Raw genomic sequence first — 13,087 nt, 5'->3', positions numbered from 1 at the left:
GTAGGGCTGGGCTGCCCTGACAGGTCCGGCGATCAGGGCAGCCCATGAGCATTACCCTCTTTGACACGTAGATCCGCAGAGGTGAGCAAGAATTGCGATGGTTAACGGACATAGCGCAGACCCCCGGTCCAGGGCAGGTCGGGGCTGACAGGATTGTTCCATGCGCCGTATGTCGCGTGGTCGCCTGCTGCAGAATGCTGGGCCAGCTCCGCGTGGCTCAGCCGAATGTCGAACTGCTCGCCTCGTCGGCCTCCGTGGGTGGCGCGAAACGCGGACTCAGCAGCGGTTGCCTGAGGTCTCGCTGGGAGCCATCTGGGAGCCAACCCGCTCCCCAAGCCCCTTCGAGACCACCCGAGACCAAGACAGACCGACGCTCTGACCAGCGCAAACGCCATCCGCACTGGCTAGATCAGTAACCGGCCCTCATTCGGGACGAAGAGGTCGTGGGTTCAAATCCCGCCACCCCGACAGCTGAAATACCAGGTCAGGGGCCTGATCCACTTAGTGGATCAGGCCCCTGAGTGGTTTTCTGGGGCTGTTGCTGGCGCCACTCCTCAGGTGTCGCTGTGGCGCGGGAGCTGCCGCTCAGGTCGACGCTCCGATCACGATGCCCAGCAGCGCGGACGCGAAGAAGACCGTGCCCCAGAACAGTGCGTGGCGTATGCATCGGTATTTGGTCCAGGCGATCTGGGACAGGATCGCCAGCTGGCTCAGGTCCCGGGACACGGCATCGGTGCGGCGCACTGTCCGCTCCAGGTGAGTGGCCGACATCGCGAGCCTCGCGTCGCCGAAGTAGTGCGTGCGGGAGTAGTGGGGGCTGCCGAGCCGTGGAGTGATGGCCAGGCCCAGCAGGACGAGTGCCGGTACGCAGGCGGCACAGGCCACCCAGAGGAAGAACTGCGGGACGACCGCGTACTGCCGCAGGGCGATGACGCCGCTGCCGATCGCGCCGAGCAGGGCGGTCAGGGCCGCGCCCAGGGACGCCAGTATGAGGCCGGCTTTGCTGTCGGCCTTCGTGAGTTCCTCACGGGCCTCGGACAGCAGGACCCTCGCGAGTTCCGCGCTGTGGTCGGCCGCGGCGCCGGTGTCCGGGACCATGCCGGTGTCGTCCCCGGGTGTGGTCATGCTTCCCCCTCCGTTCCGGTCGGTATCGGGCGGCCGCCCCGGCAGGCGAGGCGGCCGTAGTGCTGTGTTCCTGGTCGGCGTGCCTGGCCGACGTGTTCCTGGTCGGCGTGCCTGGCCGACGTGTTCCTGGTCGGCGTGCCTGGCCGACGTGTTCCTGGCCGACGTGTTCCTGGCCGACGTGTTCCTGGTCGGCGCAGGCGGGTGCGTCAGACCGCCGACGAGCGGCGGATCTCGTCCTCCAGCGCGTTCACCGCCTGCCGGACCCGGATGTTCATCGCTGCCGTGTGTTCCCGGTGCGCCGCCTCCGACTCGGCACGGTGCCGCCGGACCTCCTGTTCGATGGCGTCCTGGGCGATCTCGATGTCCGCCATGGCCCGGCGCTCGGCGAGCCGGGCCTCCTCGTCGTGGATCTTGACGGCGCTGTTGCTCGCGCTGGTGAGCATGCGGTCGTACGCGGACTCGCCGCTCAAGTACTTCACCAGCACGGGGAGCACATCGAGCAGGACGAACAGCAGGCGGACCAGCCAGATGCCCACGAACAGCACCGGGTTCCCGGCCGCGAGTTGGTCAAGCGCCCGCATCCGTTCCAGGACACCGATCCCCTTCTGCTTGGCCCGCTCCTCGCCCAGCCGCCGCTCGATGCCGTCGGCCCGTGCCTGGAGGAAGGCGCCGCGCGACACGGTCTGTTCGGCCTCGATCTCCAAGGTGCGCCTGTTCATGCGGGTCAGCCGCTTCTCGTTCTCGCTGGTGCGGTGGGTCGCCCGGTAGTCCCGCGCCTTGTCGCGCAGACGCAGGCACTCGGACGTCCGCTGGTAGAGGCCGGTGGCGGCTGTACGGATCAGCCTGCGGCACTCGTTCCGTACGTCGGAGTCGATGGCCTCCAGCCTGGTGGTGTCGCGGTCCACCCGCTTCTGCAGGACGGCGGCGTCCGAACGCAGGGCGGCCAGTTCCTCGACCCGTTCACCGGGTGTGTCGCCGAACGAGAGGACGTACGACCTGCCGCAGCCCTCCGGGGTGGCGGTCCGCGTCGTGGACGGTACGGGGTTGCAACGGACCAGGTTCGTACGCAACCGGTCGATCGCGTCCGTGCGTTCGTCGGCGACGCGCTGCTCGATGGCCGTCTGGAAGATGCGCAGCACCAGGGGCTCGGCGATCACCATGCCGAGCATCAGGGCGATCAGCAGGCGCGTGAGAAGGGGACCGGCCCGTCGCCGCGCGTTGGGCTGCGGAGTGACCAGCCAGCGGTCGAGGTTGAGCACGAACAGCATCCAGATGACCGTCGGGACGAGGACCACGGGCGAGAAGCCGCCGAGCGCCTCGGTCGCGAAGTTCCACATGGAGAACGCAGCGATGACGGAAGTGCCGAGCACCACCCCGCCCAGGGCCGTGTACTTGCTCCGCTCGTACCTGACCCTGGCCAGCAGCTCCTCGTCCACACCGGTCAGGGACCGCAGCCGCCGTGGGGCGTCGAAGCCATAGGAGCGGCGGGCGGTACGGGCAGGGGCGCCGTCCCCGCCGGCGCGTGCGGCGGGGACATTCCCGGCGGTGCGGGCGGCGGCCCGGCGGCCGGCGGTACGCGCGGCGGCATCATGGCCGGTGCCCTGTCGGTCCGCCGTGTCGGGGGCCGTCACGAGGTTCGTCAGGAAGTCAGTCAACGAGATCGTCCTCGTCCTTGACGAAGCCGCCCTGCGGGTCGCGCGAGCCGTCCCGGTTCGCCTCGGCGCGGCCGGGGCTCACCCGTCCCGACTCCACCATGCGGCCAGCACCGGCGGCGGGTCCGACGCCGGGCGCGCTCCGGCCGCCGCCCGTCTCCTGCAGGACCTGTTCGAGGACCTGGTGATAGTCGATGTACTCGCTTCCCCCCATCTGCCGCAGCAGCGTCAGCAGCATGTCGCGGCGCATCTGCGCCTCCGCCGTTTCCCGCGCCTGTGTGTGGGTCCGTTCCGACGTCTCGGCCTCGTGGCCGCGGGCCGACTCCTCCTGGGTGGTCCGGTGGATGCGGGCCGCCGCCTCGGTGATGCCGATCTCCTTCCGGGCGATGCCGAAGGCGTCCACGTGATCGGAGCCCTGGGAGAGCAGTTCCGCGATCCGGAGCGCGTCCTGGGTCTCGAAGTCGCGCTGCCCCCGCTGGAGTTCCCAGAGGCGTCGCTCATCACGCAGCTTCTGCTCCCAGTCCCGCAGGTCCTGCGACGCGTGGACCTCGGCACTGACGAACTCCACGCTCATCCCCGCGACCCGCGGCGGCACGATCGCGCTGTAGGCGGTCATACGGTGACTGACCTCGGTCCGTACCGCGTTGACCTCTTCCACGCGGTGTCCGGCGCTCACCCTCGGCAGGTCCCCGTCGGCCACCAGGTAGGCGCGCAACGGAACGGTGACGTCGATGATGCCCTGCCGGGCGATGACGGTCGGATCGGTCACCTGGCAGGTGAAGGACGTCCGCACCGTGAAGTTGTCCGCCTCGCTCAGCGACGGGAGCGTGCGCTCCACCTCGACCAGGCGCGCCCGGGTGTCGACCAGGCTGACGGAGGAGGCATCGATCACGTCGGGATGGGTCGGGTCGAACACCATGCCCTCGGGGTACGGGCGGTAGTTCCCGCCGACCCTGAAGACGTAGACCGCGCCGGGCGACAACTGCGGCACGTCGTCGCGACGGCGACGCCGAGACCACCAGGTGCCCTGGACCGTGGCCAGGATGTGCTCGGCGATGACGGGGTAGTTCACGTGCTTCGGCCTCCTTGAACGGAAGGGAAGGGAGAGGTGGATATGAGGGACGTGGTGGTGCGCCGGGAGCTGCCCGGCGGTCTGCCGCGCAGGGATCCGAGGAGCACCTGCGCCAGTTGACGGGCACCGGGGATCGCATAGTCAGGGTGCCTGAGAGCGATGGACAGGTGGTGGCGCAGCGCGGCCCACTGGGGCGCGCTCATGGCGTTCCGCATGGCCTCGCCGAGTTCGCGTACGGCGCCGGTGACGGACGGGTCGTCGCGCAGCTGCACCAGCGTCCGGCACAGCGCGCCGACCGCCCGGCTCCGGTGGCCGCTGTGCAGGACATCCACCCACAGGGAACCGAGGTGGCGGGCGCTGCCCGGGGCTGTGCGCAGAAGGGCCGCGGTGACGGGCTCGGGAGCCTCCGGCCGTTCGGCCTGCAGGAGCTGGATGGCGGCCCGCAGCGCGATCGACCGCTCCTTGGACCCCCGTGCGGCTCGGGCGATCATGGTCCGTACGTACCTGAGGATGAGCAGCGCGTGCTCCGGGTCCTGTTCCGCGGACTGCAGCAGCAGGACCAGCGAACGGTGGGCCGAGAACGCGATCCGCTCCCCGCGCTGGGTCAGCGACCAGAGCTGGTTGAGCGCGTCCAGGCGGTACAGGGAGCCCAGGCGGCCCGTCAGCGCCATCGCCGCCGTCACGGCGCGGCGCGGCCCGCTGTTCTCCGTCCAGCCCAGGGCGATGTACAGGGCCTGCGGCGCGAGATGCTCGGTGTCGCACATGAACTGGAGCGTCAGCGCGGCGGTCACTCGCTGGCTGATGAGCCCTTCGGACCACACCTTCAGCATGTTCTCGTCGACCTCGGCCAGCGCGTGCCGGGCCAGCAGCGCGACGCCGCGGGCCACCTCCGTACGGGTGCCCAGATCACCCACCAGAGCCATCTCGGCCAGCCACTGGCGCATCGGGTACCAGAGCTCGTAGCCGTACAGGTCGTGCAGCTCCGCGATGACGAACTCGCGGACTCGCGGTTCGGTGAAGACCAGGTGCCGCTCGCCACGCCCGGCGTTCCGGCTCGGCCCGGACCGGTGCTCGGTGGTCACGAGGCCCACCGCCCGCTCCTTCCACCGGGCCCGGGACTGCTGGGCCACCGCACCGCGCAACACCGTCCTGCCCTCGCTCTCCGGCTCCGCGGCCGGCATCTCGCCGCTCTGTTCCCAGTCGCGTACAAAGGCGGCGAACACGGCGCACTGCTTCTCGAACGTCCGCTCCGGGATGCCCTCCAGAAAGGCCAGGGCCGCCAGCGGGATCAGGTCGTCCGCGCACGGCTGCTTGCGGAACAGCTCACGCACCAGCTCTCGGCACCGGTCCCGAAGGGTGTCCAGCGCCTTCTCCGCGCCCTCCCGGGACAGGACCTCGGCCGCCGCGACTATGTCCGCGGGCCGGCGCTGTTCCCCGACCCGCTCCCGCAGCTCCCGCTCGATGTCCGGCGCGAGGGCGGTTCGCGGGAGCCGGTCCCTGCAGTGCTCGAACAGCTCCACGGGGTCCGGAGCCCGCCACGGCACACAGTGGTCCCGCAGCGCCAGCCGCCGACGAGTCGTGCCACCCGCCGTCATCACCAGGTACGACCCCTTGCGGGCCAGTTCCTCGCCCAGCCGCCTGATCGAGTACGCCTGCACGGCCTCGACATTCAGCTCGCCGACGTAGTCGAGGATGACGTACCCCTGGCCCGGCTTGAGGTCCCGCGAAGCGGCCAGCTCGGCAAGGGCGTTGGCGGGCGACAGGCTGCGCAGCCTGGCCTCCCCGCCCAGGATCTCCCTGAGCAGGGCGAGGGAGCCTGCGCCCCGGCCGCTGCTGTCCTCCCCGGTCAGCACGACGAAGGCGTCCCTGCGCAGTTTCCCGAGCGCCTCGTCGAAGCAGGGCCGGGGCGGGACGTAGAACCGCAGGGCGCGGTTCATCTCCTCGGGCTCGATCGTGCCGGGGGCCAGACCGGGGGAGGATACGGCGCCGAAGCCGAACGCCGCTCCGGAGGCGTCGACGACGCCGTAGAAGTTGTTGTTGACGAGCTGATGCACACGGCGCAGATCGTCGTAGCCCCGGTCGTCCTCGTCCCGTTCGTCCGGCTCCCGGCGCCGCTCGGGAGCCGGTTCCGGTCCGGCATCCGGGCCGGGGATGTCCTCGCCGGCTTCCGGCTCACCGGCGACCTCGTCCGGTACGTGCGGCGCGATGTCCTCGTCGGCAGCGGATACGGGTGGTACGGCCGGCCCGTCGTGGGGGTCCGGTTCATCAGCCACCGGAGCTCCCGAAGCCGAAGACAGCACCCCGGGCGTCGACGGAGCCGGCGATGTTGGTGACGCTGATCTGATCAGCGCCGTATTGGTTGCTGATGTCCGCCCCGTCGGAACCGCCCGCCCCGTCGGAACCGCCCGCCCCGTCGGAACCGCCCGCCCCGTCGGAACCGCCCGCGACGGCCGGCCCCGGCCGGACCGCCGCGGGCTCCCCCGGCGCAGGGTCCACGGATCGCCCCGTTTCCGTGGTCCCGGGCTGGTGCGAGGAGACGGCCGGCGCACCGAGCGCGGGTACCCGCAGCCAGGCCGTGGCCTCGTATTCCTTCACCTCGACGGCGACGCGGGTGAAGTCCTCGGGAAGCAGGGTCGTATGACGGCCCACCACCATGGAACGGAAGACATCGTCCGACAGCAGGAGCACCAGGTCGGCCTCGGGGTACGCGGCCAGGGCCTCGTAGAGCGGACGCGCGTTCAACAGGCGCGCCGTGGCCACCACGGCAGTACCGGCGAGACCGTTGTCGGCCAGTTCCACCAGCCCCTGATGGATGACGGCCCGCAGCCGCATCCGGGCCGCGGGAACCCTCAGGGCATTGAACTCGCGGAGCTCGGAGGCGAGATGGCGGATGTAGTCGTCGACCAGGCGCGGCTCCTTGCCGTCCACGGGCCGCACCGCCAGCTGCTCGTCACCCTTGTTCTGAATCTGCCACTGCGCGCGGTCCAGGCCGGCCCTCCTGGCGGCGCGGTCCAGAAGCCGCGGCAGATCGTGCTGGATCTCGGACTGCCTACGGTCGTTGTTGCTTCCGTAGCCCTGCGCGTCCACGGCAATGCAGGTGCAGGGATAGAAGTCAGGCCACGCAGCCACCCGATCATTTCCTCTCTGGGCAGGTGATGGGCAGACGCTGCCCATGAAGTGCTGCCCGAAAGGCTAGGAGTGCGTACGCAAAGTGATCCCGTATCAGTACGGGTTTTCCGCCACGACTTTGGCGAATTCGAGCAGCTTCGGAACATCACAGATGGTTATGTTCCGGTAACTGCGTTCCACGAGCCCCTGAGCCGTCAGCACGGCCAGGTTCTTTTCCGCCGTGTTGAGCTTGAGTCCTGCCAGCGAGGCGAGTTCCTTCTGCGTCAGCGTCACACCGAGATCGCAGCGCTTGCCGTCACTGTCCGGTTCGGGCCGGGCGTAGGCCTGGCTCAGCTCGGCCAGGACCCTGGCCAGCCGAGTCAGCGAGTCGTACGCCTGGAAGTCGATCCGGCGCCGGTTGGCCCAGCGCAGCCGGGCGCACTGCATATGGAGGACGGCCCGCAGGGCGTCCGGGTGGCGGGAGAGGAAGCTCTCCAGCGCCCGCACCTGGATGATCCGCGCGTTCACGTCGCTGCACGCGATCACCGTGCCGGACCTGGGGCGCTCCTCGAAGGCCGCCATCTCACCGACCAGGTCACCCGCTATGCGGACGGCGAGCAGCATGTCGTAACCGCTCTCCGCGCTGGCGACGACCTTGACGACGCCCCTCGTGATCAACAGGACGTGCCGACTGTCGTCACCCTGCCGGAGCAGGGCGCGAGACGGCGGATAATTCATCGGCGTTCCCTGGCCCAGGAGTTCTTCCCGCGTCGAGTCCCGCAGCCGGCCGAGAAATGTGGATGGCGGCCATGCGTGATTCACCAGTACCCCCGACGATCCCGCTCCGCGGCGCAACGCACCGCTCAAGCCTGGTCATGCTGCCGTCGAACCGAGTCCCGGCAAACAGGCCAGACCGGATGTGGCCTGTTTTCTTTGCCATCAGCCAGAATTGACCGAACATGCATTCCAGATAAGCAACAACTGACCTACTCACGATCTCTCATGACCGACTCGGCGGACACCGACCGAGGCCCCACCGAGGCGGCCTCGACGCGGACCGCCGAGGCCGGCCCCTCCGAGCTGCCCCCTCCTGGTCGGCTGCGGAGTCGGCCCCTCGGGAGCGAACCGGGCGGCGCGGCAGGACGGTTCACCCGGCCCGACGACGCGCTGCGATGCAATGTGACGCGATGCGATGCGATCGGGGCGGCCCTTCGGTGCGCGCATGCCGCTGTCGGCCGGGCGGCGCTGTGTGCGCGTGCCCGATGGTGCCGTGCTCGCGCTCCCACGCCGCCCCCGGCCATCGACTGTCGGCGGCGGCGCCGCCGGGTGTGGCGAAAGTTCCACCGAAGTTGCCTGTTCTCACACCGGCTTGAGGGTTTATCTACGCGCGGAGCACTGGCTCCCGAACGATCATTCGGGCATATCAGACGACTTCTCGCCAGGCCATTACCGGCGGGTACCAAGAGCTGCTAGAAACTGGGGCGCTCCACCAATCCCCCCACCCCCCACACACTTCGAAGGGCTGGCAGCCATGTCAGTACGAAGAATTTGGGCATCCGTCTCCACCCTGGCTGTCGCGGCCGTCGCCGCCCTCGGTGTCGCCGGGCCCGCCGCGGCCGCCGACTCGGCCGCCGCAGGCGGTTATGTGGCGCTCGGCGACTCCTACTCCTCCGGCGTCGGCGCGGGGAGTTACCTCTCCGACAGCGGCGACTGCCGGCGCAGCACCAAGGCCTACCCCTACCTCTGGGCAGCCGCGAACTCCCCCGCCTCGTTCGACTTCGTCGCCTGCTCGGGAGCGACCACCAGCTCCATCGCCAGCAGCCAGCTGGGGGTGCTGAGTTCGTCCACGTCGCTGGTCAGCGTCACCGCGGGCGGCAACGACGTCGGGTTCGCCGATGTCATGCAGGACTGCGTCCTGTCCAGCGAGGCCACCTGCGTCGGGAGTGTGAACTCGGCGGTCTCGCAGATCCAGACCTCCCTGCCGTCGCGGCTCGACTCGCTCTACGGCAGCATCCGGGCCAAGGCTCCGCAGGCCCGGGTGGTCGTGCTGGGCTACCCGCGGTTCTACAAGCTCTCGGGCAGCTGCATCGCCGGGCTCACCGAGACCGAGCGCAGTGCGATCAACAACGCGTCGGACGTACTGAACGGTGTCATCGCCAAGCGGGCGGCCGACGCCGGGTTCACCTTCTCCAGCGTGGCGGACGAGTTCTCCGGGCACGAACTCTGCTCCGGTGACGCCTGGCTCCACAGCGTCTCGATCCCGATCTACAACTCGTACCATCCCAAGGCTGCGGGACAGTCGGGCGGCTACCTGCCCGCCTTCCGGTCCGCCGCATAGGGACGCACGGCACGCACAGCTCCACCCCCCACAGGTACGGCGGTCCACCGGGTTCGGCCCGGTGGACCGCCGCTGCCGTTCCGTCGCCCTTCCGTTGCCGCGTCCGCTCAGGCGGCGTTCGGTGCCGCGGCCGGGCGGGGCAGGGCCAGTGCGGTCCCGGCGGCCAGTACGGCGATGGCCGCGGCCGCCCACCAGCCGTCCTGGAACACCTCCAGCGCCGCGTCGGGGGCGGCGGGGGCCCCGATCAGCGTGACCATCAGCGCCACCCCCAGTACCGAACCCGTCTGGCGGGCCATGGTCGTGACGGCCGATCCGGTCGCGAAGCGGGTGGGCGGCAGAGCGGCGGCGGCCGCGCCGACCAGGGTGGTCAGGGCGAGGCCGACCCCGATGCCGGTGATGAGCATGCCGGGCAGGAAATCGGTCGCGTAGGCCGGTTCCGTACCGAGCCGCAGGGCCCACCAGGCCATGCCGACGCCGAACAGGAAGCAGCCGAGCGCGGCCGTGCGACCGGCGCCGAAGCGACGGACGACCGGGCCGGAGGCGACGGCCAGCAGCGGCACGACGAGCGGGCCCGGGGCGATGGCCATTCCGGTACGGATCGCCGAGTACCCCCACACCTGCTGGCACCAGAGCACCGCGGTGAGCAGCATCGCCGCGAACGCCACCGTGAAGAGCAGGGCCGCCAGGGTGGCCGCCGCGAACGCCGGCGTACGCAGCATGGGCAGTTCGACGATCGGTGCCGGATGCCGGGCCGAGCGCAGGACGAAGCCCGCGGCCAGCACGACCGCCGCGAGGAGCGCGCCGAGGGTCACCGGCGAACTCCAGCCCCAGTCCTCCGCCTTGACCAGTCCGAGCGCCAGGGACCCGATTGCGAGCGTGAGCAGCGCGGCGCCCGCCAGGTCCGGCAGGCGGCCCTCGCGGTCCGGGCGCGCGTCGGGCAGCAGGCGGGCACCGGCCACCACACCGACCACGCCCACCGGGACGTTGACCAGGAACACCCAGCGCCAGTCGGCCTCCACCAGCACGCCCCCGACGACCGGGCCGAGTCCGGCCGCCACGCCGCCGATCGCGGCCCAGCTCCGGATGGCCCGCGGGCGGTGCTGCGGCGGTGTGTTGACGAGGAGCAGCGCGAGCGAGGTCGGCATCAGGGCGGCGGCCCCCGCCGCCTGGAGGACCCGGGCCGCGACCAGCCAGCCGACGTCGGGGGCGAGGGCGCAGAGCGCGGAGCCGACGGTGAAGACCGCCAGCCCCAGCAGGAAGACCCGCCGGTGGCCGTAGCGGTCGGCGAGCCGTCCGGCGACGACCAGCAGCGCGGCGAAGACGATCGCGTACGCGTTGAGCACCCAGGACAGCGAGGCGAGGGAGCTGCCGTCGAAGGAGTCGCCGAGCGCGGGCACGGCGACGTTGACGATGAACAGATCGAGGTTCACGACGAAGACACCCGCCGCGATGATCCACATGGCGGCACGCGACCGCTCCGGAGCCGGGGCTGCGGTCGAGGCCGGAGCCGGGGAGGCGTTTGCCGACGGGGCCGGGGAAGCGGGTGAGGGCGGGGCCGGGTAAGCGGGTGAGGGCGGCACGAGTGGGTTTGATTTTCCAACTGTCATGACGGCAAGCTAGCGCCAGTGAGTTTGAGATGGCAACCTAGTAGGGATGAACGCTTCGACGAACCCGGAACCCCTCGCCGTCACGCTGCCCGGACGGCCCTGTTCCGCTGCCGCCGCACTCCATGTGGTGGGCGAGAAATGGGCGCTGCTCGCGGTGCGCGAGATCTTCTTCGGCAACCACCGGTTCGAGGCGATCGCCCGGAACACCGGTGCGCCCCGGGACCGGATCGCCGCCCGCCTTCGCGCACTGGAGCAGGCCGGTGTGGTCGAGCGCCGGCTGTACAACGAGCGGCCGCCGCGCTACGAGTACCACCTGACCGCGTCGGGCCGGGACCTCGCACCGGTGATCCGGGCGCTGCTGGACTGGGGCGACCGGTGGGTGAACGAGGAGCCGCCGGTCGTGATGGTGCATGAGCCCGGGGACGAGCAGGAGGCGGAGAGCCTCCACGCCCACCCGCACGACCTCGATGCCGTCTGGATCTGCCGTACCTGCGGCGAGGAGGTCGCGACGACCGCCCTCACCGTGGACGTCCGCGCCCCCGGCTGGGACCGCGCCGGCCCGGTCCCCGCCGAGTAGGGCCCGCGCTCCGGCACCGTGCTCCGGCACTGGATCGGAGGCGGTGCACAGGTGCCCACGGCTCAGACGGCCATGACTCAGGCGCCCACGACTCATGGCGCCTATCGATCAGCGCTCTGCGCGTAGTCGCTCTGCGCGGTGCAGCTCTGCGCGGTGTGGCTGTGTGCTCTGTGTGCTCTGTGCGCTCTGTGCGGTGTGCGGTGTGCGGCGTGCTCAGTAGCGCTCGACCAGATGCTCCCGGCCTGCCGGAGGCTCGTACGACTCGGGCCAGAAGTCCGTCACCGCCGTGATCCGCCCCTGCGCGTCGAACGTGAAGAAGTGAATCGCGTGCAGTTCCTCGCCGGCCGCGGTGACATGTGTCCGCGCGGCGGCCTGCCGGCCCTCGCCGTCGGCCACGATCCGCTCGATCCGGATGTGCCGGTCCCCCGAATACTCCCGGGTGAACCGGACATAGCGCTCCTTGCCCCGGATGCGCTCACGGCTCTGCGGCAGGTCGTACACCACCTCGTCGGCAAGGGTCGCCGCCAGGGCGTCCCAGTCACGGGCGTCCGCCGCGGTCCAGTACGTCTGCACCACCGCACGCAGTTCCGCGCCGGTGGCGGCACGGCCCGTCCCCTCCGCCGCGCCCGCGCCGCCCGCCCCGCCTGTCGTGTCCGTCGTGTCCTTCATGGACCGAGTGTGGCCCCCACCACTGACAATCGGCCGCGAGCCACCGGCGTTCAGCCGCTGACCTGGCGCGATGCCTTGATCGAGTACATCAGCGGAATCCGCGGCCGGTCCGCGGGGAAACGGTAGAGACCGTCCGGGTGGTGCTCCAGCGTGCCGAAGCGGGCGACCGGCGCGACATCGTGCTCACGCAGGAACTCGATCCGCAGCCCTGCCGCCGCCAGCGCCGAGACCACATCGCCCACCGTGTGCTGCCACTCGACGCTGCGGTTGTGGACGGTCGGGGCATCGAGGTCCGCGTACGTTCCGGGCGTCTCGTCCACCCACGCCTCACGGCTGAAGTAGTCGTACATGACCGTCGCCCCCGTCGAGTCGTCCATCGAGTCGGTCAGCGGATGGAATTCGACGAGGTAGAGGAAGCCGCCGGGGGCGACGAGCGAGGCCGCGGTCTCCGCCCAGCGCCCGATGTCGGGCAGCCAGTTCAGCGCGCCTATGCCGGTGTAGACGATGTCGTACGACGAGTCGGGAACGGCTTCCCTCGCGTCGTACACATCAGCGGCGACGAACGCCGCCCGGTCCGCGGCGAGGCCCAGCGACCGGGCAAGACCGCGGGCGGTCTCCACCGCGGGCTCGGAGAAGTCGAGACCGACGACGTGTGCGGCACCGTGCCGGGCCCAGGACAGGGTGTCGAGCCCGATGTGGCACTGGAGGTGCACCAGGGACTTGCCGGTGACGTCGCCGACCTCGGCGAGCTCGAAATCGCGAAGGGCGTCCTTGCCCGCCCGGAACCCGTCCAGGTCGTAGTAATCGCTCGCCGCGTGGATCGCCACGCGCTCGTCCCAGCGCGCGCGGTTGGCGTCGTGCCAGTCGTCCGGGGTCGGTGAGTACATGAGCGGAAAGTTACCCACAGGCTGAGCGGTGGCGCGAGTGGTTATCCACAGG

Annotated in this window: 11 protein-coding genes; 2 read left to right on the top strand and 9 right to left on the bottom strand. The window is 70.5% G+C overall.

Going from position 1 to position 13,087, the window contains the following annotated elements:
• Positions 1 to 585: 585 nt before the first annotated feature.
• From ACIGJO_RS30820 to ACIGJO_RS30795, 6 genes are all read right to left on the bottom strand, one after another.
• Positions 586 to 1,125 (bottom strand): Pycsar system effector family protein, encoded by a 540-nt coding sequence (locus ACIGJO_RS30820; RefSeq protein ID WP_399963787.1) that lies wholly within the window; start codon positions 1,123 to 1,125, stop codon positions 586 to 588.
• 206 nt (positions 1,126 to 1,331) lie between these two features.
• Positions 1,332 to 2,780: a DUF4407 domain-containing protein gene (locus tag ACIGJO_RS30815; RefSeq protein ID WP_399963785.1), complete on the bottom strand. Its 1,449-nt coding sequence runs from the start codon at positions 2,778 to 2,780 to the stop codon at positions 1,332 to 1,334.
• Complete coding sequence (locus ACIGJO_RS30810; protein ID WP_399963783.1) at positions 2,773 to 3,849, bottom strand: hypothetical protein; 1,077 nt, start codon at positions 3,847 to 3,849, stop codon at positions 2,773 to 2,775. Before ACIGJO_RS30810 ends, ACIGJO_RS30815 begins: the two co-directional genes overlap by 8 nt.
• Complete coding sequence (locus ACIGJO_RS30805; RefSeq protein WP_399963781.1) at positions 3,846 to 6,122, bottom strand: hypothetical protein; 2,277 nt, start codon at positions 6,120 to 6,122, stop codon at positions 3,846 to 3,848. The genes ACIGJO_RS30810 and ACIGJO_RS30805 overlap by 4 nt, the downstream gene beginning before the upstream one ends.
• Positions 6,115 to 6,978, bottom strand: coding sequence for a hypothetical protein (locus tag ACIGJO_RS30800; protein ID WP_399963779.1), 864 nt, complete (start codon positions 6,976 to 6,978; stop codon positions 6,115 to 6,117). Before ACIGJO_RS30800 ends, ACIGJO_RS30805 begins: the two co-directional genes overlap by 8 nt.
• 93 nt (positions 6,979 to 7,071) lie before the next feature.
• Positions 7,072 to 7,695, bottom strand: a complete 624-nt coding sequence (locus tag ACIGJO_RS30795) for a Crp/Fnr family transcriptional regulator (RefSeq protein WP_329942852.1) — start codon at positions 7,693 to 7,695, stop codon at positions 7,072 to 7,074.
• Positions 7,696 to 8,488: 793 nt separating this feature from the next.
• Here ACIGJO_RS30795 and ACIGJO_RS30790 point away from each other — a divergent pair.
• Complete coding sequence (locus ACIGJO_RS30790; RefSeq protein WP_399963776.1) at positions 8,489 to 9,295, top strand: SGNH/GDSL hydrolase family protein; 807 nt, start codon at positions 8,489 to 8,491, stop codon at positions 9,293 to 9,295.
• 107 nt (positions 9,296 to 9,402) lie between these two features.
• Here ACIGJO_RS30790 and ACIGJO_RS30785 read toward each other — a convergent pair whose 3' ends face one another.
• Positions 9,403 to 10,755, bottom strand: a complete 1,353-nt coding sequence (locus ACIGJO_RS30785) for an MFS transporter (RefSeq protein ID WP_399963774.1) — start codon at positions 10,753 to 10,755, stop codon at positions 9,403 to 9,405.
• A gap of 193 nt (positions 10,756 to 10,948) precedes the next feature.
• Between ACIGJO_RS30785 and ACIGJO_RS30780 the strand changes: the two genes are divergently transcribed.
• Positions 10,949 to 11,479, top strand: a complete 531-nt coding sequence (locus ACIGJO_RS30780; protein ID WP_399963772.1) for a winged helix-turn-helix transcriptional regulator — start codon at positions 10,949 to 10,951, stop codon at positions 11,477 to 11,479.
• A 213-nt stretch (positions 11,480 to 11,692) separates the two neighbouring features.
• Here ACIGJO_RS30780 and ACIGJO_RS30775 read toward each other — a convergent pair whose 3' ends face one another.
• Positions 11,693 to 12,052, bottom strand: a complete 360-nt coding sequence (locus ACIGJO_RS30775) for a nuclear transport factor 2 family protein (RefSeq protein ID WP_399963810.1) — start codon at positions 12,050 to 12,052, stop codon at positions 11,693 to 11,695.
• Positions 12,053 to 12,198: 146 nt separating this feature from the next.
• A complete protein-coding gene (locus tag ACIGJO_RS30770) occupies positions 12,199 to 13,035 on the bottom strand; it encodes a class I SAM-dependent methyltransferase (RefSeq protein ID WP_399963770.1) in 837 nt (278 codons plus the stop codon).
• Positions 13,036 to 13,087 lie beyond the last annotated feature (52 nt).

This window comes from Streptomyces sp. NPDC079020, assembly GCF_044542225.1.
Classification (GTDB): domain Bacteria; phylum Actinomycetota; class Actinomycetes; order Streptomycetales; family Streptomycetaceae; genus Streptomyces.
The sequence above is the reverse complement of the archived record's forward strand: the minus strand, read 5'-3'. Positions and strand labels throughout refer to the sequence as shown.

Bases quoted from the DNA above. Each gene is read 5' to 3' on its own strand.
- ACIGJO_RS30820 (WP_399963787.1), bottom strand. From the start codon at position 1,125: ATGACCACACCCGGGGACGACACCGGCATGGTCCCGGACACCGGCGCC.
- ACIGJO_RS30795 (WP_329942852.1), bottom strand. From the start codon at position 7,695: ATGAATTATCCGCCGTCTCGCGCCCTGCTCCGGCAGGGTGACGACAGT.
- ACIGJO_RS30790 (WP_399963776.1), top strand. From the start codon at position 8,489: ATGTCAGTACGAAGAATTTGGGCATCCGTCTCCACCCTGGCTGTCGCG.
- ACIGJO_RS30785 (WP_399963774.1), bottom strand. From the start codon at position 10,755: ATGTGGATCATCGCGGCGGGTGTCTTCGTCGTGAACCTCGATCTGTTC.
- ACIGJO_RS30780 (WP_399963772.1), top strand. From the start codon at position 10,949: ATGAACGCTTCGACGAACCCGGAACCCCTCGCCGTCACGCTGCCCGGA.
- ACIGJO_RS30770 (WP_399963770.1), bottom strand. From the start codon at position 13,035: ATGTACTCACCGACCCCGGACGACTGGCACGACGCCAACCGCGCGCGC.